The following is a 21,718-nucleotide window of genomic DNA, read 5'->3' as shown; positions in this document are numbered from 1 at the left end:
CGCGGGCGGGTTCCCGCCTTTTCCCGCCTTCCCTCAGCCGTGCCCCTGCGCGCCGGGCGGGGCGCCGTCGCGCTCCGCCGCGCGCGCCTCGCGCCGGCGCTTCAGCTCGGCGCGGGCGACGGTGCGCAGATGCACCTCGTCCGGCCCGTCCACGAAGCGCAGCGCGCGGCCCCAGGTCCACAGATAGGCGAGCGGCGTGTCGGGGGTGAGGCCGGCGGCGCCGAACACCTGCATCGCCCGGTCCACCACGCGGGTCTGCAGCCGCGCCGCGGCGAGCTTGATGGCCGAGACCTCGGTGCGCGCGGCCTTGTTGCCGTGGCGGTCCATCATCCAGGCGGCGCGCAGCACCAGGAGGCGCGCCTGGTCGATCTCGATGCGGCTCTCCGCGATCCAGTCCTGCACGTTGCTGAACTCGGAGAGGTGTCTGCCGAAGGCCACGCGCTCCATGGCGCGGTCCGCCATCAGCTCCAGCGCCAGCTCGCACTGGCCGATGGTGCGCATGCAGTGGTGGATGCGCCCGGGGCCGAGGCGCGCCTGCATCAGCGCGAAGGCGGCGCCCTCCTCGCCGAGGCGCGCATCGAGCGGCACGCGCACGTCGCGGAACAGCACCTCGCAATGCCCCTCCGGCGCATGGTGGCCCATGATCGGCACGTTGCGCACCACCGTCACGCCCGGCGCGTCCCTCGGCACGAGCAGGATGGTGTGGCGCTCGTGCGGCCCCATCCCGGCGCGGTCCTCCTGCCGCCCCATCACCAGGAACAGCGCGGCCTTCGGATGGATGGCGCCGGTGGTGAACCACTTGCGGCCGTTGATCACGTAGCCCTCGCCCTCGCGCCGGATCGAGGTGGCGATGTTGGTGGGGTCGCTGCTCGCCGTGTCCGGCTCGGTCATGGCGACGCAGGAGCGGATCTCGCCGCGCAGCAGCGGGGCGAGCCAGCGCCGGCGCTGCTCCTCGCTGGCGAAGAGGTGCAGCACCTCCATGTTGCCGGTATCCGGCGCGTTGCAGTTGAACACCTCGGAGGACCAGGGCACGCGGCCCATGATCTCGGCCAGCGGCGCGTATTCCAGGTTGGTGAGGCGCGTGCCCGGCTCGTCGTCGCGCAGGGTGGGCAGGAACAGGTTCCACAGCCCCTGTTCCCGCGCTTTCGCCTTCAGCTCCTCGACGATCGCCAGCGGATACTCCCCGGCTTCGGCGATGCGGTGCCACTCCGCGTCGGCGGGCATCACATGGGCCCGCATGAAGTCCCAGAGCTGCGCCTGCAGCGCCCGCACCCTCGGCGAATATTCGAAGTCCATGGCGTGCCTCCGCCGGTCAAGAAATCGTCTCGATGCCGCGGCGCGCATAGGCGCGCGACAGCTCGCCCACCGCCAGCGCGTCGGCGGAGGCGGCGGTGCCGCTGCGCGCGCGCGCGGCGATGCCCTCGAAGATCACCGCGAAGCGGAACTGGGCGAAGGCGATGTGGAAGCGCCCGAGCCGCGGGGCCGGCGTGCGGCGGCTGGCGTAGTAGTGCGCCACGTACTCCTCCTCGCCCGGCATTCCGAGCGCCTCGAGGTCCATGCCGAGGATGCCGCCATACTCCTCCGGCGCCGCCCGCCAGCCGAGCACGCTGAAGGCGAGGTCGGCCAGCGGATGGCCGAGCGTCGAGAGCTCCCAGTCCAGCACCGCGACGATGCGCGGCTCGGTCGGGTGGAACATCACGTTGCCCAGGCGGTAGTCGCCATGCACCAGCGCCGTCGCGCCGTCGTCGGGGGGCACGTTCTCCGCCACCCAGCGGGCGAGGCGGGTGAGTTCGGGGATGTCGCGGAAGCGCGCCGCCTCCCATTGCTTCGTCCAGCGCGCCACCTGGCGCTCGAAGTAGTTGCCGGGGCGGCCGAAGCCCTCCAGCCCCACGGCGCGCCAGTCCACCTCGTGCAGCCGCGCCAGCGTCTCGGCGAAGGCGAGCACCATGGCGCGCCGCTCCTCCCGCGCCGCGCCGGGCAGGTCGCAGGTGGGGAAGACGCGGCCCTCGACGCGCTCCATCACGTAGAAGGGGGTGCCGACCACGTCCGGCTCGGGATGGAACAGCAGCACCGGCGGCACCGGCACCTCGGTGCCCGCGAGCGCCGTCAGCACCCGCGCCTCGCGGTCCACCGCATGGGCGGAGGGCAGCAGCTCCCCGGGCGGCTTCTTGCGCAGCACCAGGCGGCGGTTCGGATAGGTGACGAAGAAGGTCGGGTTGGACTGCCCGCCGGAGATGCGCGCGATCTCCGGCCGCCCTTCGAGGCCCGGGATGCGCCCGCGCAGGAAGGCGTCGAGCCGGTCGGGGTCGAATTCGGGCGCGGCGGGGCGCGCCGCGGGGGGTGCTGTCTCGGCCACCCTGTGCCTCCTCCCTGTGTAGCCGCCCTCCGCCCGACGGCCCGGCATCATGCCTTTTGCCCTAGGTAGATCGCGGACGGTGGAAACAGCCGGAACGCACCTCCGCTTTTCAGCCAGTCGGTCAGCTCCGGCCGCGCCCGGCGGGGCGGGCCGCCTCGGCGGGCGGTGCGGCCCCGGCGGGGCGGCCGGCGTCGAAGCCGAGGAAGCCGATCTCGGGGATCGGGGATCCCCCATCCCCGGCCCAGAGCCGCGGCAGCGGCGCCTCGGCCGGCGCGGCGGCAGGGCGCGCGGCCGGGGCGGGGCGCGCGGCGGTGCGCGGCGGCGGGGCGGGGGCCGGTCCGGCCTCGGTGGCGGGGGGCGCGGCCCGGGCGGGGGCGCCGCCGCGCACCGAGAGCAGGAAGAAGACGATCTCGGTCCGGCCCTGATCCACCGCCGATTCCAGCGGCGTCAGGCCGAGCACGTTGCGCGCGCGGATGTCTGCGCCGCGCGCCACCGCGGCCCGCGCGGCGCCGAGGTCGTTGCGGTTGATGGCGTCGAACAGCGCCTCGTTGGGGCCGAGATTGGCGTCCGGATCGGGCGGGATCGGCTCCGGCGCCTCGCGCCCCTGCAGCCCGGGCAGGGCCGGCGGCGGGGCGCGGACGGCCGGGGAATCCCCGCTCCGGGGAGCGGCGCTGCGCAGGTTGCCCTGGGCTGCGGCCTCGGCGGCAGGCAGGACCAGGGCAGCGAGCACGGCCCAAAAGGCGAGGGTCGGAGAGGCGGAGCGCATGAAGGGTAAACTAGAGCAGATCGCAGAGGGCCGGAACCGGGCAGCGCGGCGAAGTGTCGCCCGGCGGGTCAGCGGCAGCCGTCGCCGCGGAAGGTGAAGCCCTCCACCACGCCCCGGCGCAGCACGAAGGTCACGTCGCAGCCCCGCACCACATAGGCGGGCGGCGGCGGCGGCGGGGCGTACCACCAGGGGCCCCGATACGGCCAGCCCGGCCACCAGGGATCGGCGGGCAGGAGCTGCGCCCGCCGCTCCTCATACTGCAGGAAGCGGCGGTCGCCGGCCTCGTAGGTGCGCGCCGGCACGCCGAAGGCGGTCACCAGCTCGGCCTCGCTGCGCCCGATCCAGGGCTGCAGGCGGGTCTCCAGGGGCGGCAGCACGGTGCAGCCCGCGAGCGCCGCGGCCGCAACGAGAAGACGGCGCCTCATCGCCCTTCCCTCCGCCAGGCCAGCACGGCAAGGCCGAGCACCAGCGGCAGCGCCAGCCAGGGCGGCAGCAGCGGCAGGGCGGCGATGCCGGTCACGGTGTGGTCGCCGTTGCGGCGCAGCCCGATCCAGCCGCTGCCATGCGCATCGCGGCCCGGCGCCACGCGTCGCAGTTCGGGCAGCGCCGGTTCCGCGCCGGCGCCGAGCCAGCGCGCCGTCCCGCCGGTCGCGACCAGGAGCGGCCGCAGCGGCGCCGGGTCGGCGCGCAGATCGGCCATCTCCAGCGGGTTGGCGGCGGCGGCGGCGGCGAAGGCGGTGCGCCGCCCGTCGCTCACCTGCCACACGCCGGGCTGCCCGGCCGGCACCTCGAGCGTCGCGCGCCCGCCGCCAGCCGGCTCCATGCGGTGGCGGGCCGTGCCGCCATCCGGGGCGGTCACCGTCACCTCGGGCGGCGGGCCGCCCTCCAGGCTGCGGTGCTGGGCATGCAGGCGCCCGGCCTCGATCCGTGCGGTCAGGTCCTCCTCCTCCAGCTCCGGTTCGCGCATCAGCCAGTGGGCGGCGCGGCGCAGCAGCTCCGCCTGCGGCCCGCCCCCGTCATGGCCGCGCGACCACAGCCAGATGTGGTCGGAGAGGAGCAGCGCCACGCGCCCCTCCCCGACCCGGTCGAGCAGCAGCAGCGGCGCGCCGTCCGCGGTCTCCATCACCGCCACGCCGCCGCGCTGGTCGGTGCGCAGGTGGCGGTACCAGCGGCCCCATCCCGGCTCGGCGCGGGCCTCCCCGGGAGGGTTGGCGCCGGCCAGGCCCTCGGTCACCGGGTGGCGCGCCCCGGCCTGGGTGATGCGCGGGCGGAACGCTCCCTCCGCCACCGCCGTTTCCCCGAGCCCGGCCTGCGGGCGCGCCGGCAGCACCGCGCCGAGCGGCGTCTGCGCCAGGCTGACCGGGCCACCGAATTCCGGCCCCACGGAGAGCAGCAGCGCCCCGCCCCCGCGCACGTAGTCGGCGATGTTGCGCAGGTAGACCGGGGGCAGGATGCCGCGATTGGCGAAGCGGTCGAAGACGATCAGGTCGAACTCGCGCAGCTTCTGCTGGAACAGCTCGCGCACCGGGAAGGCGATCAGCGCCAGCTCGTTCAGCGGCGTCAGATCGTCCTTCTCCGGCGGGCGCAGGATGGTGAAGTGGACGAGGTCCACATTCGGGTCGGCCTTCAGCAGGCGGCGCCAAGTGCGCTCCCCCGCATGCGGCTCGCCGGAGACCAGCAGTACCCGCAGCCGGTCCCGCACCCCGTGGACGGTGATGGCGAGGCGGTTGTTCAGCGTGCTCACCTCGCCCGGCCGCTCCTCGGCGGCGAGGTCCACCACGGTCGGCCCGCCGCGCTCGATCGGCACGCTGACGACATGCTCGCGCCCGATGGGCACGCTCTCGACGCGCGGCGGCGCGCCGTCGCGACGGATGGTCAGCCGCGCCGCCCCCTGCGGGTTGGCGACGCCGAGATCCTCGACAGCCACGCGCAGCTCCACCGTGCGGCCGACGATGCCGTAGCCCGGCGCCTCGATCACCCGCAGCCGCCGATCCACCTCGCCGGGGCGGCCGGGCAGCAGGGCGTGGAAGGGCGCGTCGAGCGCCGGCTCGGCCGGGATGTCGTGCACCTGCCCGTCGGTCAGCGCGATCACTCCGGCGAGGCGGGCGCGCGGGATCTCCGCCAGCGCCCGCTCGACGGCGCCGTAGAGGCGGGTGCCGCGGCCGCCCCCCTCCGGCACCTCGACGGTGCGCAGCTCGAGCTCGGGCAGCCGGGCGGCGCGCGCCTCGATCGCCGCGCGCGCCGCCTCCACCTGCGCGGCGCGCCCCCCGATCGCCATCGAGGCGCTGCGGTCCACCACCAGCAGCGCGATGTCGGGCCGCGTCTCCCGCGTCTCCTCGACCAGGCGGGGGTTGGCGAGCGCCAGCAGCAGCAGGGCGAAGACCAGGGCACGGAGCGGCAGGCCGCGGGCGGGGACGAGGCGCAGCCCGCCCTCCGGGGGGCGGCGCACCAGACCCGGCAGCAGCGCCAGCAGCGCCACCGCGCCGAGGGCGGCGAGCAGCCAGGGGGGCAGGACGGGGGCGAAATCCACCCCGGCGAGAACCTGGGTCATGGGTCAGTTCCCCAGCCGCTCGAGGATGGCGGGCACGTGCACCTGGTCGCCCTTGTAGTTGCCGGTCAGCGCGTACATCACGAGGTTGACGCCGAACCGGTAGGCCAGGGTGCGCTGGCGCGCCCCGCCAGGGATGGTGGCGTAGGGGTTGTTGCCCCGCGCATCCACCGCCCAGGCCGCGCCCCAGTCGTGGCCGCCGATGATCACCGGCGAGACGCTGTCATTGGCACGGTCCTCGTCCCGCGCCACCCAGACCTGCCCGCCGGCGAAGCGGCCGGGCAGCTCGTGCAGCAGGTAGAAGGCGCGCTTCAGCACGTGCTCCTCCGGCACCGGGGCGAGGGGGGGGATGGCGAGGTCGCGCGTCACGCGGCGGAGCGCCGCCCGGGCGCCGGGCGCGTAGCCCTCGCCCGTGCCCTCGTCGCGGGTGTCGAGCAGGATGATGCCGCCGTTGCGCATGAACTCGTTGAGCGCCGCCGCCGCGGCGGCGTCGGGCTGCGGCGCCTCCGGCGTCACCACCCAGTAAAGGAGCGGGAAGAAGGAGAGGTCGTCGCGCCCCGGCACCACCGCCACCGGCTCGGCCAGCGCCGCCGCGGTGCGGCGGTTCACGTAGTCCGAGAGGCCGGCCAGCCCGGCGCGCGCCACCTCGTCCACCGCCGCGTCGCCGCTGACGATGTAGGCCAGGCGGGTGGCGAGCGCGTAGGCGCCCTCCGGCTCCGCCCCGCGCGGCTGCGCCAGGGCGGCGGGGGCGGAGAGCAGCAGGCCGAGCGCCAGCGCCGCCGCGGCGCGCCGCATCGGCAGCGGCAGCAGGCCGCGCAGCGCAAGGCCGATCAGCAGGTCGGCGGCGAGGAGCACCAGCGCCGCCGCCAATAGCCAGGGGCCGAGGTCGCGCTCGGCCGGCACGCCGCCGATCGGCACCACCGCCGCCCCCTCGGGCAGCGGGGGGGCGGCGCGGGGGGCGGGCAGCGCGCCGCCGAGGTTCAGCGCACGGCGGTGGCTCGCCCCGTGCGCGTCCTGGCCCGGCGTGCCGTACCAGCCGGGCGGGTGGCGCGGCGAGGGGGTGGTGGTCTCCACCTGCGCCGCCGGCAGCGCCGCCGCCGCCGGCGGGGCGGGGCCGAGGCGGCCGAAGCCGTCCAGCGTCTCGAGCGGCGCGAGCGGCCCCTCGCCCTCGGTGCCGGCGATGCCGGCGGAGAGTTCGACGATGCGCCGCAGCATCTGCACGAACAGGCCGGAGAGCGGCAGGTCCGACCATTCGGCGTTGGCGGTGACGTGGAACAGCACGATCCGCCCCTGGCCGCGCGGCTCCGCCGTCACCAGCGGCGTGCCGTCGGCAAGCCGCGCCCAGACCCGCTCGGCGAGCCGCGCCGAGGGCTCGGCCAGCACCTGGCGGGTGACGGTGACCTCCGCCGGCACCGGCAGGCCGAGGAAGGGCGAGCCCTCCGGGAAGGGGGCGAGGCGCTGCGGCTGCTCCCAGGACAAGGCGCCGCCGAGCTGGCGCTCGGCGCGCAGCGGCACCGGCAGCAGCGGGTCCGGCCGCTCGGCGGTGCGCGGTCCGGCGAAGCGCAGCAGCGTGCCGCCCTGCTCCACCCAGCGGGCGAGCGCCTGCTGCTCCGGCCCCTCGGCCAGCGGCCGGTCGGCCAGGGCCAGCACGGCGACGGGGCGGGCGAGGAGCTGATCGAGGCTGCCGCGGCGCAGCTCCACATAGGGGGCAAGCGCGCGGGCGAGGTAGTAGAGGTCGCCGATCAGCGGCGTGTCCGCACTCTCCTCCGCCCCCGGCAGCAGGCCGACGGGGCGGCGGCGGAAGCGCTCGTCGAGCAGCACCACGCCGCCGGCGCCGGCCTCGCCCTCCAGGTCGAGGCGCACCACCTGGTTGCGGATCTCGGCCGGCAGCTCCAGCACCGCCTCGCCGCGCGCCGCGCCGGCCGGGATCGGCACGGTGGCGCCGGCGAGGGCGCGGCCATCGCCGGTGCGGGCCAGCACCGCCACCTCGGCCGGCACCGGCAGCGGCGCCTGCAGCACGCTCACCCGCAGCCGGTCGGCCTCGGCCAGCGGGGGCGGCAGCAGGCGCACCGGGCGCCCCTCGGCCAGGGCGGCGGTCAGCGGCCCGGCGGCGGCGAGCGCCGCGGCGAGCGGCCCGGCGGCGGTGCCCTCGGCCGCGTGCTCGATGCCGTCCGAGACCAGCAGCGCCGCCATGGGGCCGGGATGCGCCTCGCGCCAGGCGCGGAAGGCGGCGAGCGCCGCCGCATGGTCCGGCGCCCAGGGCTTGGGCCGGAGCGCGGCGAGGCGTGCGCGCAGATCCTCGGCCGGCATCGGCCCGACCACGCGCGGCGCCTCGCCGCCCTCGGCGGGGGCGGTGGCGAGCAGCGCCACCGGCCGCCCCTCGCGCCCGGCGCGCTCCAGCGCCGCGCCGGCGGCGGCCACGCGGGCGGGCCAGTCGGCCGCGGCGGCCCAACCATCGTCCACCACCAGCAGCAGCGGCCCCTCCCCGCCCGTGCCGGCGCCGGGGCCGAGGACCGGGCGCGCCAGGCCGAGGATCAGCAGCGCCGCCGCCGCCATGCGCAGCAGCAGCAGCCACCAGGGCGTGCGCGCCGGCGTCTCCTCGGGCGGGATCAGGCCGCGCAGCAGGCGGATGGGGGGGAAGGCGACGCGCCGCGGGGCGGGCGGGGTGACGCGCAGCAGCCACCACAGCAGCGGCAGGGCAGGCAGGGCCAGCAGCAGCCACGGCGCGGCGAAGGCGATGGGACCGAGGTTCAGCATGGGATCGGCATCCGGCCCTCGAGGCTAGCGCGGCGGGCGAGGGAAGTGCCACGCAAGGGTTGTGTCCGGATCAGTCCGGCGCCAGCGCCACCCAGAGCGCCAGCAGGGCCTGCTCCGGCGGGTGGTCGGTGCGGTGGGCGAGAAAGCGCCAGCCCGCCGCGGCGGCGATGGCGGCGACGCCCGCGCGGTGCTGGCGCAGCCGCTCGGCATACATCTCCCGCACGCCCTCGACCCGGGGGACGAGCGCCGGCTCCTCCGCCTCCAGCCCCTCGAAGCGGACGCGGCCGAGATAGGGCAGCGTCTCCTCGGCCGCGTCGAGCACCTGCACCAGGTGGCCGCGCACGGGGCGCGCGGCGAGGGCGGCGACCATGGCCTGGATCTCCGGCAGCGGGCTCAGGAAGTCGCCGAACAGCACGGCGCGGGCGTGGCGCGGCAGGCCGGGATCGGGCGGGGGCAGGCTCTCCGCCGCCCCGGCGCCGCGCAGCGCCACCGCCTCGGCCAGCGCTGCGAGCCCGGCGCGTCCGGCATGGGCGCGGCCCGGCCCGCCGAGCAGCCGCACCCGCTCCCCCCCGCGCAGCAGCAGCGAGGCGAGGGCGAGCAGCAGCAGCTCCGCCCGCTCGCGCTTGGTCGGCACGGCCGGGCCGGAGCGCCACTCCATGGAGGCCGAGGCGTCGCGCCAGAGGGCCACGGTCTGCGCCGCCTCCCACTCCGTCTCGCGCACGAACAGGCGGTCGGACTTGGCGCTCTGCCGCCAGTCCACCCGCGCCGCGGGGTCGCCGGGCAGGAAAGGGCGGAATTGCCAGAAGGCGTCACCCTGCCCGGCGCGGCGGCGGCCATGCACGCCCTGCAGCACCGTCGCCGCGACGCGCTCGGCGGCGACGACAAGCGGGGGGAGGCGGGCGCTGAGCGCCTCGGCGCGGTGCAGCGGGGCGGTCACGCGAGCTGCGCCTTCAGCGCGCCGATCACCTCGCCGAGGCGCACCCCGTCGGCGCGGGCGGCGAAGTTCAGCGCCATGCGGTGGCGCAGCACCGGCTCGGCCAGCGCCAGCACGTCCTCGACCGAGGGGGCGAGGCGCCCGTCCAGCACCGCCCGCGCCCGCGTCGCCAGCATCAGCGCCTGCGCCGCCCGCGGCCCCGGGCCCCAGGCCAGGTTCCTGCGCACCGTCTCGAGCGCCGTGCCCTCGGGGCGGGCGCCGCGCACCAGCCTCAGGATGGCGTCGAGCACGCTCTCGCCCACCGGGATGCGGCGGATCAGCCCCTGGGCGGCGATCAGCTCCGCCGCCGTCATCGCCTGCGCGGGGCGCGCCTCCCGCGCCCCGGTGGTGGCGAGCAGCATGGCCCGCTCCGCCGCCTCGTCGGGGTAGTGCACCTCGACCTCGAGCAGGAAGCGGTCGAGCTGCGCCTCGGGCAGCGGGTAGGTGCCCTCCTGCTCGATCGGGTTCTGGGTGGCGAGGACGTGGAAGGGGCTCGGCAGGGCGTGCGCCTCCCCGGCGATGGCCACGCGCTGCTCCTGCATCGCCTGCAGCAGCGCCGACTGGGTGCGGGGGGAGGCGCGGTTGATCTCGTCCGCCATCAGGAGCTGGCAGAACACCGGCCCCCTGATGAAGCGGAAGGCACGGCGCCCGCCCTCCGTCTCCTCCAGCACCTCCGAGCCCAGGATGTCGGCCGGCATCAGGTCCGGGGTGAACTGCACCCGCTTGGCGTCGAGGCCGAGCACGACCCCCAGCGTCTCGACCAGCCTGGTCTTGCCAAGGCCCGGCACGCCGACCAGCAGCGCGTGCCCGCCCGAGAGCAGGGTGATCAGCGTCTGGTCCACCACCTCCTGCTGGCCGAGGATGACTTGGCCGACCGCCTCCCGCACCCGCCGCAGCCGCTCGCCCAGGGCCTCGACCTCCGCCACCAGGGCGGCGGGGCCGCCGGCCGTCCCTTCGTGCCCGGGCACTTCAACCATGCCTGCCATGCTCCCTATATGCGTGCCGGTACGTTCGGCGCGGCCCGCCGCGGTCCGCGGGCCGTGCCAGGGACGCGCGGCGTCGCTCGATATGTGGAAGGCAACTGTCCCATGCCCAGCCATGGCGCGGAAAAAGCGGTGAACGGGGAGGCGAATTTGGCGCAGCGGATGACGGCCAGGAGCCTGCCGGCGCCGCCGGGAACAAGGCCCAGGCGGCACGACCATGGCCGTTTCGACATCCGCATCGGCCGCGACGGCACCTGGTACTACAAGGGCAGCCCGATCGGCCGGAAGGAGCTGGTCTGCCTCTTCGCCAGCGTGCTGAAGCGCGACGCGGACGGCTCCTACGTGCTGGAGACCCCGGTCGAGCGCGGGCGGATCGAGGTGGAGGACGCTCCCTTCATCGCCGTCGAGATGTGCTGGCGGGACTGCGACTGCGGCGACGGCAAGCCCCAGCAATGCCTCTCCTTCCGCACCAATCTCGACGAGATCGTGACCGCGAACGCCGAGCATCCGATCCGCGTCGAGATAGACCCCCGCACGCGCGAGCCGCGCCCCTACATCACCATCCGCCCCGGCCTCGAGGCCCGCATCAACCGCGCCGTCTTCTACGAGATGGTGGCGCTGGCCCAGCCCGAGCGCGTGGGGGGGCGCGACGTCCTCGGCGTCTGGAGCGAGGGCGTGTTCTTCCCGATCGACGAGGTGAGCGCCGTCGGCGCCGCAGCGGAGTGAGCGCGCGCCCCGGCGCCGCCCGGCGCCCCAAGCCATGACCGCGGCCGAGATCGCGGCGCGCCTTGCCGATCCGCAGGCCCTGGCCCGCGCCGCCCCCGGCGCGAGCAGCGACGCGCACGGCCTCGCGCCGGAGCGGGCGATCCCCGCCGCGGTGCTGGTGCCGATCGTGCTGCATCCGCAGCCGTCGGTGCTGCTGACGCTGCGCTCGGCGCGGCTGAACGCCCATGCCGGCCAGGTGAGCTTCCCCGGCGGGCGGATCGAGGCGGGCGAGACGCCGGAGGCGGCGGCGCTGCGCGAGGCGGCGGAGGAGGTCGGTCTCGACCCCCGCCTGGCCGAGCTGGTCGGGCGCCTGCCCGACCACCTGACCGGCACCGGCTACCGCGTCATCCCCGTGGTCGGGCTGGTACGCCCGCCGCTCTCCCTCGCCCCCGACCCGGCGGAGGTGGAGGAGCCCTTCGAGCTGCCCCTCTCCGTGGTGCTCGACCCGCGCGCCCCGGAGCGGCGCCGCGCCGCCTGGAGGGGGGTGATGCGCGAGTTCTGGGTCTGGCCGCACGAGCGGCACTACATCTGGGGCGCCACCGCGGCGATGCTGGTCAACCTCGCCCGGGTGCTGCGGGACTAGGGGCGTTTGCCGGCCGAACGCCCGGGCCGGGGCGCCCTGGCCCGCCGCGCGGCGGGCCGGTATGGTGCCGACCCATCCCCCACCGCACGAGGAGAGCGATGCGCGACCCCAGGATGACGGGCTATACGCCGATGCCGACGCCGGGCGTGACGCCCCTCCAGCGCGTCGAGGTGGAGGCCCGCGCCGTGCCCTGCGACGGCGCGATCGGCCCGGCCGCGCTCGGCCACCCGCGGGTCTGGCTGCGCATCGTGGACCGCGAGGTGACCTGCCCCTACTGCTCCATCACCTACGTGCTGCGCGAGGGCGCGGGTGGCGACGACCACCACTGAGGCCGCGGCCGCCGCGGCGGCGGAGGCGGTGCCGGTCACGCCCGAGGGGCAGAAGCACCTGATCCTGGTGGACGGGTCGGGCTACATCTTCCGCGCCTTCCACGCCCTGCCGCCGATGACCAACCCGGAGGGCGTGCCGGTGAACGCCGTCTACGGCTTCACCCAGATGATCGCCAAATTCCTCACCGAGCACCGCGGCAGCCACATCGCCGTGGTGTTCGACGCCGCGCGCGCCACCTTCCGCAACGAGATCTACCCCGACTACAAGGCCCACCGCCCCGATCCGCCGCCCGAGCTGGTGCCGCAATTCGCGCTGATCCGCGAGGCGACGGACGCGCTCGGCGTGTGCAAGATCGAGCAGCCGGGCTTCGAGGCGGACGACATGATCGCCGCCTACGCCAGGGCGTTCGCCGAGCGGGGCGGGCGCGTCACCATCGTCTCCTCCGACAAGGACCTGATGCAGCTCATCCGGCCCGGCGTGGAGATGCTGGACCCGATCAAGCAGAAGCCGATCCGCGAGGCGGAGGTGGAGGAGCGCTTCGGCGTCCCGCCGGCCAGGGTGGTGGACGTGCAGGCGCTGGCCGGGGACGCCACCGACAACGTGCCGGGCGTGCCGGGCATCGGGGTGAAGACCGCGGCGCAGCTCATCCGGGAATACGGCGACCTCGAGACGCTGCTGGCGAAGGCGGAGGGCATCCGGCAGCCGAAGCGGCGCGAGGCGCTGCTCGCCAACGCCGAGAAGGCGCGCATCTCCCGCCGCCTGGTGCTGCTGGACGAGGCCGCGCCGCTGCCCGCCCCGATCGAGGCGCTGGAGGCGAAGCCGCCGGAGCGCGCGGCGCTGGAGGCGTTCCTGCGCCGGCAGGGCTTCCGCAGCATCCTCGCCCGGCTCGGCTTCGGCGAGGCGTCCGGCGACGCGGCGAGCCGCGCGCGCAACGGCGCGGTGCGCGCCCAGGCGGCCGCCGCGGCGCGGCCGGCGCCGCAGGAGGCGCCCTTCGGCCCCTACGAGACGGTGACGACGCTGGACGCGCTGGCGCGCTGGATCGCGGAAGCGGAGGCCACGGGCGTCGTCGCCCTCGACACCGAGACCGACAGCCTGGACGCGCTGCACGCGCGCCTCGTCGGCCTCTGCCTCGCCACCGCGCCAGGGCGGGCCTGCTACGTCCCGCTGCGCCACGCGGCGCCGGGCGGAGGCGGCGCGCAGTCCGACATGCTGGCGGCGGAGGCGGCGGCACCCGAGCAGATCCCCTTCGACGACGCCATCGCCGCGCTGCGCCCGCTGCTCGAGGACCACTCGGTCCTCAAGGTGATGCAGAACGCGAAGTACGACCTCGAGGTGCTGTGCCGGCCGGAGAACGGCGGCATCGCGGTGGCGCCCGTGGACGACACCATGCTGATCTCCTACGCGCTGGAGGCGGGGCGGCACGGGCACGGCATGGACGAGCTCTCGGTGCGCCATCTCGGCCACCGCCCGATCCCGTTCGAGGAGGTCTGCGGCACCGGCCGCGCCCGCATCCCCTTCGACCGCGTGCCGCTCGACAAGGCCACCGCCTACGCGGCGGAGGATGCCGACGTGACGCTGCGCCTGTGGCACGTGCTGCGCCCGCGGCTGCGCCCCGAAGGGGCGCTCGCCCTCTACGAGCAGGTGGAGCGGCGCATGGTCGCGGTGCTGCGCGACATGGAGCTCGCCGGCATCCGGGTGGACGGCGCCGAGCTCGCCCGCATCGGCGAGGACTTCGCCGCGCGCCTCGTGGTGCTGGAGCGCGAGGTCCAGGACCTCGCCGGCCGGCCCTTCAACATCGGCTCCCCGAAGCAGCTCGGCGAGATCCTGTTCGACGAGATGAAGCTGCCGGGCGGCAGGCGCAGCAAGCTCACCGGCGCCTGGAGCACCGACGCCGCCGTGCTGGAGGAGCTGGCGGCGCAGGGCGTGGAACTCGCCCGCAAGGTGCTGGACTGGCGCCAGCTCGCCAAGCTGAAATCCACCTACGTGGAGGGCCTCGCCGCCGCGATCGACCCGCGCGACGGGCGGGTGCACACCGACTTCTCGATGGCGATCACCTCCACCGGGCGCCTCTCCTCCACCGAGCCGAACCTGCAGAACATCCCGATCCGCACCGAGGAGGGGGCGCGCATCCGCCGCGCCTTCGTCGCCGATCCGGGCCATGTCCTGCTCGCCGCCGACTACAGCCAGATCGAGCTGCGCCTGCTCGCCCACCTCGCCGAGGTGCCCGCGCTGCGCGAGGCCTTCGCGCGCGGCGAGGACATCCACGCCCGCACCGCGGCCGACATCTTCGGCCTGCCGCCCGGGCAGGTGGACCGCGAGGCCCGGCGGCGCGCCAAGACGATCAATTTCGGCATCATCTACGGCATGTCCGCCTTCGGCCTCGCCGCCCGCCTCGGCATCCCGCCCGGGGAGGCGCGCGGCATCATCGAGGCCTACTTCGCCCGCTACCCCGGCATCCGCGACACCATGGAGCGGCTGAAGGAGGAGGCGCGGACGCACGGCTTCGTCCGCTCCCCCTTCGGGCGGCGGCTGTGGATCCAGGACATCGGCGCCCGCGACATGGCCCGCCGCGCCGGGGCGGAGCGCGCCGCCATCAACGCCCCCTTCCAGGGCGGGGCGGCGGAGGTGATCAAGCGCGCCATGGTGCGGCTGCCGAAGGCGCTGCGCGAGGCCGGCCTCGCGGCGCGGATGCTGCTGCAGGTGCATGACGAGCTGGTCTTCGAGGTGCCGGAGGCGGAGGCCGAAGCCACCGGCGCCCTGGTGCGGCAGGTGATGGAGGGGGTGGCCAGCCTGCGCGTTCCCCTCGCGGTCGAGATCGGCACCGGGCGGAGCTGGGCGGAGGCGCACTGACACCCTCGCCGCGCTAGCAATGCGTAACCGCATCATTTGCACCGGTATAGGTTGCATCACGCCTCCGGGAGCGGCACCCTGACGCGAGTTGGGGGACACGGACACAATGGATCCTGGACAGGGCCCCGGCTGCACCAAGCCCGCGCGCCTGCCGCTCTCGCTGCGCGGACTGCTCGCCGCCTCGCTGCTCGTGCCGCTGCTGTTCCTTGCCGGCGGGGCCTGGTTCGACCACCACCGGCTGATGACGCAGGCCTACGGCGACGTCGGCCGCCTCTCGGCCGTGGCGCGGGAGCACGCCCTCAAGGTGGTCGAGACCAACGCCCTGGTGCTCGACCGCGTCGAGGACCGGGTGCGCGGCCTCGGCCGGGAGGAGATCGCCGCCCAGGGAGAGGCGATCCACCGCCACATGCGCGCGCTCGAGGAGCCGCACGACCAGATCACCGCGCTGCACCTGGTGGACGCCGAGGGGCGGCTGCTGGTGATCAGCCTTGCTTGGCCGACGCCGGAGGCGAACCTCGCCGGGCGCGACTATTTCCAACGCACCGCCGCGGGCGAGCGGGGGCTGGTGTTCGGCGCGCCGGCGCTCGGGCGGGTCAGTGGCCGCGTCGCCTTCGTCATGGCGCGCCGCCGCGAGGCGGAGGACGGGCGGTTCGAGGGCCTCGTCCTCGGCTCGATCCTGCCGAGCTACCTGCAGCGGCAGTGGCACACCATGGATCCGGAGGGGCGCGCGCGCTTCACCCTGCTCCGCACCGACGGCCAGGCGCTGGCCACCCACCCGCGCGGCGACAGCGACCTGATCCCCCCGCCCGACCCCGCCGCGGTGCCGCGCGGCGTGCGCGAGGCGGGCGAGGCCGCGCATGTCGAGCGCCTCGGCGAGCGGGGAGAGTGGATCACGGCCTTCCGCCGGGTCGGCGACTACCCGCTGGTGGTCGGCGTCAGCCTCTCGCGCGACCGGATCCGGGCGGAATGGCTGGCCAACCTGGCCTTCACGGGGCTGCTGTGCCTGCTCGCCTCGGGCGCGCTCGGCGGCGTCTCGCTGCTGGCGGCACGGCGCTGGCGCTCGGAGCAGGCGATGCGGGACCGGCTCTCCGGCGCGCTGGCCGAGCTGCGCGAGCAGGTGGCGCGCCGCGAGGCCGCCGAGGCGGGGCTGCGCCAGGCGCAGCGGCTGGAGGCGCTCGGCCGCCTCACCGGCGGCATCGCGCACGACTTCAACAACCTCCTCACCGCCATCCTCGGCACGGTGCAGATGCTTGAGCGCCACCTCGGCCCCGCCGCGGACGAGCGGGTGCGGCGCCTGCTCGGCATCGCGCGCGACGCCGTGGACCGCGGGGCGCGGCTGAACGCCAGCCTGCTCGCCTTCGCCAGGCGCCAGCCGCTGCACGCCACGGCGCTCGATGCCAACGCGCTGGTGCGCGGCTTCGCGCCCCTGATCCAGCGGGCGCTGGGCGAGGTGGCGACCCTGGCCCTGGACCTCGCCCCGGACCTTCCCCCCTGCCGGGCCGATGCCGCCCAGCTCGAGGCGGCGCTGCTCAACCTCGCGATCAACGCCCGCGACGCCATGCCGCAGGGCGGGCAGGTGCGGCTGACCAGCCGGCTGGTCCGGCTCGGCCCCGAGGAACTCGCCGGCAACGCCGAGGCCCGGCCGGGCGCGTATGTGGCCCTCGCCCTCGCCGACAGCGGCATCGGCATGCCGCCCGAGGTGCGCGAGCGCGCCTTCGAGCCCTTCTTCACCACCAAGCCGGTCGGCAAGGGCACCGGGCTCGGCCTGTCGCAGGTGTTCGGCTTCGTCCGCCAGCTCGGCGGGCATGTGGCGATCGAGAGCGCGCCGGGCGACGGCACGCGGGTGACGCTCTACCTGCCCGTCTCCGCCGCCCCCGCCGCTGCGGCACCGGCGCCCCCCGCCCCCGGGGGCGCCCTGCCCCCGGCGCGCGGCCGGGTGTTGATGGCCGAGGACGACGAGCGGGTGCGCACGGTGATGGCGGAGGCGCTGCGCCAGGCCGGGCTCGAGGTCATCGCCGTGCCCGACGGGCAGGCGGCGCTCGCCGTGCTGGTACGGGGCGAGAGGGTGGACGTGCTGTTCAGCGACATCGTCATGCCGGGCGGGCTCAGCGGCATCGGGCTGGCCGAGGCGGCCCGGCAGCTCCGGCCCGGCCTGCCGGTGCTGCTCGCCACCGGCTATGCCGGCCTGGCGGCGGACGGGGAGGAGCATGGCTTCGCGGTGCTCGCCAAGCCCTACGACCAGGCGGTGCTGCTCGCCCGCCTGCGCGCGCTGCTGGAGAGGCGCGCGGAGGAGGTGGGGTAGGGCGGATCCCCCCGGACGGGTGAGGACGCCCCAGGGGCGGCCGCGTCGCTCAGCCTCCGGCAAGGATTTGCCGCCAGCATGCCGCGCGGCGGGGCGCGCCGGGCGCCCGGTCGGAGGATGGCATGGCGACGGTCACGGGCGGGGCGGGCGACGATGTGCTCGCCGGCACGCCGGGCGATGACGTGCTGGCGGGTCTCGGGGGCGCGGACACGCTGCTCGGCGGCGCGGGGAACGACCTGCTGCTCGGCGGGGCCGGCGACGACCTGCTCGACGCCGGCTCCGGGCATGACACGGTGGATGGCGGCCCGGGCCAGGACCGGGCGGTGCTCGACCGCTCGGCCGCCACCGCCGGGCTGACGCTGTTCGTCCTCGCCCCTCACCTCGTCACCTGGTTCGACGGCGCGGCCATCACCGGGGTGGAGCATGTCACCGTCCGCGCCGGCGCGGGCGATGACAGCCTGGTCGGCGGGGCGGGGCATGACCGCCTCGAAGGCGGGGCGGGCGACGACGCGCTCGCGGGCGGGGCCGGCGACGACACGCTGCTCGGCGGCGAGGGCGACGACACCCTGGCCGGCGGGGCGGGCGCGGACCTGCTCACCGGCGGGCCGGGGGCGGACCGCTTCGTGCTGCACCTCGCGGGGGAGGCGATCGGCTCCACCCTCGCCGCGATGGACCGCATCACGGACTTCAACCCGGCGGAGGGCGACCGCCTGGCGCTGCGGGCCCAGCCCGCCGCCGGCGCGCTGCTGCCGCTCGCCACCGCGAGCTTCGCCGCCCCGGGCGGCCCCGCCCTGCCGGTCGGCTTCGGCGGCGCCCTCGCCCCCCGCGCCGCGCCCGAGGCCGGCATGGCGCTGCCGGACCGGACGGAGGGGGCGGCCTACCTGGTCTGGTTCCTGCCCTCCGCCCAGGGCCAGGGCGGCTGGGTGATCCTCGACGCCGACCGCGACGGCGTGCTGGGCGCCGCGGACCTGGTGGCGCGGGTGGACCTTCCCGCCGGCGGTACGGTCACGGCGGAGAGCTTCCTGCCCGGCACCTTCGCCACGCTCGGCACCGCCGCCTCCGACCTGGTGGCGGGCACGGCGGGGGCGGACACCCTCCATGGCCTCGGCGGCAACGACACCCTGCTCGGCGGCGAGGGCGACGACCTGCTCCATGGCGGGCCGGGCGACGACAGCCTGGTGGGCGGCGCCGGCTTCGACACGCTGCATGGCGGCCCGGGCAACGACACGCTGCTCGGCGGCGCGGGGGCGGATGTGCTGGCGGGCGGGGAGGGCAATGACCGCCTGGAGGGCGGCCCCGGCCCCGACCTGCTGCTCGGCGGCGAGGGGAACGACCTGCTCGTCGGCGGCGAGGGGGACGACACGCTGGAGGGAGGGCCGGGAGCCGACACGCTGTTCGGCGGCCCCGGCGCCGACCTCTTCGTGCTGCAGGGCATGGGCCAGGCGGCCTGGTCCACCCTCGCCGCCATGGACGTGGTGGTGGATTTCAGCCGCGCCGAGGGCGACCTGCTGCGGATCAGCGACGCCTGGCCGGGCAGCGGCGGCGGAAGGGGCGCCACCACCGGCCTCTTCGCCGGGCCGGACGGGCTCGCCCTGCCGCTGGTGTTCGGCGGCAGCCTCGGCGCGCAGGCGGCGATCGCGGCCGGGCTGCGCCTGCCCGCCCAGCCGCTCGGCGGCATGGCGGCCTACCACCTCTTCTGGGTACCCGCGGTCGAGGCCGGCCGGCCGGCCGGGGGCTGGCTGGTGCTGGACCTCGACCGCGATGGCGCGCTGGGGGCGGCGGACCTCGTCGTGCGGATCGGCGCGGCCGAGGCGCCGGTGACGATCGGGCCGGAAGACTTCCTGCCTGGCACCTTCCTCGGCTTCGGCGCCGCCGCCGCGCCCGCGGGCGGACCGGGCGACGACACGCTGGCGGGCGGCAGCCTCTCGGAGACCTTCCTCGGCACCCCTGGCAGCGACCTGATCCTGGGCGGGGCGGGCGCGCCGAACGCCGTGAGCTACGCCGGGCTCGCCGGCCCGGTCCACGCCGTGCTCGCCGGCGCCGGCGCCGGCCGCGTGACCAAGGCGGGTGGCGGCACCGACACGCTGCGCGACATCCACGCCATCGCCGGCACCGAGGGCGACGACACGCTGGACGGCAGCGCCGCGGGCGAGGGCTTCTACGTGCTCAGCCTGGAAGGCCGCGCCGGGGCCGACCGCCTGATCGGCAATGGCGGCCGCGGCGTGCAGGCGAGCTACGCCTCGAGCCCGGCGGCGGTGTTCGTGGACCTCGCCGCCGGCTGGGCGCGGGACGGCTGGGGCAGCACCGACACGCTGGTGAACATCCGCCGCGTCGCCGCCACCTCGCCCTGGGACGACACGGTGCTGGGCTCGGCGGGCGACGACCTGTTCCTCTCCGGCGCCGAGGGCAGCAAGCTGTTCGACGGCCGCGGCGGCAGCAACGAGTACCGCTATGTCGGCGCGGGCGACGTGCGCATCATCCTCGCTTCCGAGGTGGCGGGCCTGTTCCGGCTGGAGCCGCGCGCCGAGAAGCCCGGCGGCACCGACCGGCTGATCGGCATCACCGTTGCGGTGGGCGGCGCCGGCAACGACCTCATCCGCGGCTCCGCGGCCGATGAGCGCCTGGCCGGCGGCCCGGGCGACGACACGCTGGTGGGCGGCGGCGGCCACGACACCGTCTTCTACGACGTGCACAGCGCCGCCGCCGGCCTGCCCTGGCGCGGGGCGGTGGTGGACCTGGCGGCGGGCACCGCCACCGACCCCTGGGGCGGCAGGGACACGCTGGTGGACATCCACTCCGCCTGGGGCTCGCCCCTCGCCGACGACCTGACCGGCCGCGCCGTGCCGGGAATGCGCATCTTCCTGCGCGGCCTCGCCGGCGACGACACGCTGCGCGCCCCGGCGCCCGGCACGCTGGTCACCGCCGATTACGGCGCCGACCCCGCCGGGGTGGTGGTGGACCTCGCCGCCGGCTGGGCGCGGGACGGCTGGGGCGGGACCGACCGGCTGGTGCTGATCGAGCACGCCATCGGCTCGGCCTTCGACGACAGCCTCCGCGGCGCCGCGGGCGGCAACTGGCTCTCGGGCGGCGCCGGCAACGACACGCTCGACGGCGGGCCGGGCGCCGACACCCTGGTCGGCGGCCCCGGCGACGACACCTATTACGTGGACCATCCCGGCGACCGGGTGATCGAGGAGGAGGGCGAGGGCTGGGACACCGTGATCGCCTCCCTCCCCTACTGGCTGCCCGCGCATGTGGAGGCGCTGGTGCTCGCGCCCGGCGCCGGGCCCATCTCCGGCACCGGCAACGCGCTCGACAACCGCATCCTCGGCAACGAGGCGGCCAACCACATCCTGGGCGGGGCGGGGAACGACACGCTCGACGGCGGCGCCGGCGACGACCGGCTGCATGGCCAGGCGGGAAACGACCTGCTGTTCGGCGGCCTCGGCAACGACACGCTGATCGGCGGCGAGGGCAACGACACGCTGGAAGGCGGCGGAGGCCACGACCGCCTGTTCGGACAGACCGGCGACGACCTGCTGATCGGCGGCCCCGGCAACGATACGCTGATCGGCGGCGAGGGCAACGACACGCTGGAAGGCGGCGAGGGCGACGACCGCCTGTTCGGCCAGACCGGCGACGACCGGCTGTTCGGCGGGCCCGGCAACGACACGCTGTTCGGCAACGAGGGCGACGACGTGCTGGACGGGGGCGAGGGCCATGATCGTCTCTACGGTCATGACGGCAACGATCTGCTGCGCGGCGGCCGCGGCAACGACACGCTGGTCGGCGGCTTCGGCAACGACACGCTGGAAGGCGGCGAGGGCGACGACCGGCTGTTCGGCCAGCAGGGGCACGACCTGCTGCGCGGCGGCCTCGGCAACGACACGCTGCTCGGCGGGCCGGGCGACGACACGCTGGAGGGGGGCGAGGGCAATGACCGGCTGTTCGGCCAGGACGGCAACGACCGGCTGTTCGGCGGGCCCGGCAACGACCTGCTGCACGGCAATGCCGGCCATGACTGGCTGGAAGGCGGCGACGGCGACGACCAGCTCCTCGGCCATTCGGGCAACGACACGCTGATCGGCGGCCGCGGCAACGACACGCTCTACGGCCATGGCGGCGCGGACGTCTTCGTCTTCCGCCCGGGCGACGGCCGCGACTGGATCATGGACTTCACGCCGCGCCTGGACAAGGTGCGGCTGGAGGGCTTCGGCTTCGCCAGCGCCGCGCAGCTTCTCGCCACGGCGCGGCAGGTGAACCAGCACGTGGTGCTCGACCTTGCACCGGGCGATACCGTCATCTTCGCCAACACCCAGAAGGCGGCGCTGCTGGCGAGCGACTTCCTGCTGGCCTAACCCGCGGCGGCGCATCGGCGGGCGAACGCGCCGCGGCTGCCAGACGACGGCGCGGGTGTCCGAGCCGGTGCAGGCGCACCGGCGCCTCCAGACCGTGTTCCCGGCTGGGAGGCCTTGGCGGATGGTGGATGCTGGAGCAGTTTCGGT

The 21,718-nt window shown here is 76.1% G+C and carries 14 protein-coding genes; 6 read left to right on the top strand and 8 right to left on the bottom strand.

Features of this window, described 5'->3' with window-relative positions:
* Positions 1 to 33: 33 nt before the first annotated feature.
* The 8 genes from ET526_RS00150 to ET526_RS00115 all read right to left on the bottom strand — a co-directional run bounded on the left by ET526_RS00150 (position 34) and on the right by ET526_RS00115 (position 10,377).
* The gene (locus ET526_RS00150) at positions 34 to 1,296 is read right to left on the bottom strand and encodes an acyl-CoA dehydrogenase family protein (protein WP_135465634.1); all 1,263 of its coding nucleotides are present in this window, start codon (positions 1,294 to 1,296) and stop codon (positions 34 to 36) included.
* Between the two features lie 16 nt (positions 1,297 to 1,312).
* The gene (locus ET526_RS00145) at positions 1,313 to 2,356 is read right to left on the bottom strand and encodes a phosphotransferase family protein (RefSeq protein ID WP_240048189.1); all 1,044 of its coding nucleotides are present in this window, start codon (positions 2,354 to 2,356) and stop codon (positions 1,313 to 1,315) included.
* Positions 2,357 to 2,477: 121 nt separating this feature from the next.
* A complete protein-coding gene (locus ET526_RS00140) occupies positions 2,478 to 3,122 on the bottom strand; it encodes an ankyrin repeat domain-containing protein (RefSeq protein WP_135465632.1) in 645 nt (214 codons plus the stop codon).
* Positions 3,123 to 3,190: 68 nt separating this feature from the next.
* On the bottom strand, positions 3,191 to 3,547 hold the full coding sequence (locus ET526_RS00135) for a hypothetical protein (RefSeq protein ID WP_135465631.1): 357 nt from the start codon (positions 3,545 to 3,547) through the stop codon (positions 3,191 to 3,193).
* A complete protein-coding gene (locus tag ET526_RS00130; protein WP_135465630.1) occupies positions 3,544 to 5,673 on the bottom strand; it encodes a hypothetical protein in 2,130 nt (709 codons plus the stop codon). Before ET526_RS00130 ends, ET526_RS00135 begins: the two co-directional genes overlap by 4 nt.
* Before the next feature lie 3 nt (positions 5,674 to 5,676).
* Entirely contained in the window at positions 5,677 to 8,427 is a 2,751-nt protein-coding gene (locus ET526_RS00125; RefSeq protein ID WP_192898634.1) for a DUF4159 domain-containing protein, read from the bottom strand.
* Between the two features lie 70 nt (positions 8,428 to 8,497).
* On the bottom strand, positions 8,498 to 9,364 hold the full coding sequence (locus ET526_RS00120; RefSeq protein ID WP_135465629.1) for a DUF58 domain-containing protein: 867 nt from the start codon (positions 9,362 to 9,364) through the stop codon (positions 8,498 to 8,500).
* Positions 9,361 to 10,377 carry an AAA family ATPase gene (locus ET526_RS00115; RefSeq protein ID WP_135465628.1) on the bottom strand — a complete coding sequence of 339 codons (1,017 nt, stop codon included), beginning with the start codon at positions 10,375 to 10,377 and terminating at the stop codon, positions 9,361 to 9,363. Before ET526_RS00115 ends, ET526_RS00120 begins: the two co-directional genes overlap by 4 nt.
* 111 nt (positions 10,378 to 10,488) lie before the next feature.
* Between ET526_RS00115 and ET526_RS00110 the strand changes: the two genes are divergently transcribed.
* From ET526_RS00110 to ET526_RS21820, 6 genes are all read left to right on the top strand, one after another.
* Positions 10,489 to 11,109 carry a DUF1285 domain-containing protein gene (locus ET526_RS00110; RefSeq protein ID WP_192898633.1) on the top strand — a complete coding sequence of 207 codons (621 nt, stop codon included), beginning with the start codon at positions 10,489 to 10,491 and terminating at the stop codon, positions 11,107 to 11,109.
* A gap of 34 nt (positions 11,110 to 11,143) precedes the next feature.
* Positions 11,144 to 11,731 carry a CoA pyrophosphatase gene (locus ET526_RS00105; RefSeq protein WP_135465627.1) on the top strand — a complete coding sequence of 196 codons (588 nt, stop codon included), beginning with the start codon at positions 11,144 to 11,146 and terminating at the stop codon, positions 11,729 to 11,731.
* A gap of 98 nt (positions 11,732 to 11,829) precedes the next feature.
* The gene (locus ET526_RS00100) at positions 11,830 to 12,060 is read left to right on the top strand and encodes a zinc-finger domain-containing protein (RefSeq protein WP_135465626.1); all 231 of its coding nucleotides are present in this window, start codon (positions 11,830 to 11,832) and stop codon (positions 12,058 to 12,060) included.
* Positions 12,041 to 14,911: a DNA polymerase I gene (gene polA, locus ET526_RS00095; protein WP_192898632.1), complete on the top strand. Its 2,871-nt coding sequence runs from the start codon at positions 12,041 to 12,043 to the stop codon at positions 14,909 to 14,911. The genes ET526_RS00100 and polA overlap by 20 nt, the downstream gene beginning before the upstream one ends.
* A gap of 106 nt (positions 14,912 to 15,017) precedes the next feature.
* A complete protein-coding gene (locus ET526_RS00090; protein WP_135465625.1) occupies positions 15,018 to 17,213 on the top strand; it encodes a hybrid sensor histidine kinase/response regulator in 2,196 nt (731 codons plus the stop codon).
* 122 nt (positions 17,214 to 17,335) lie between these two features.
* Complete coding sequence (locus ET526_RS21820; protein WP_135465624.1) at positions 17,336 to 21,571, top strand: calcium-binding protein; 4,236 nt, start codon at positions 17,336 to 17,338, stop codon at positions 21,569 to 21,571.
* Positions 21,572 to 21,718: the final 147 nt, after the last annotated feature.

The organism is Crenalkalicoccus roseus (assembly GCF_004761865.1).
GTDB lineage: Bacteria > Pseudomonadota > Alphaproteobacteria > Acetobacterales > Acetobacteraceae > Crenalkalicoccus > Crenalkalicoccus roseus.
This window is presented reverse-complemented; position numbering and strand designations above follow the sequence as displayed.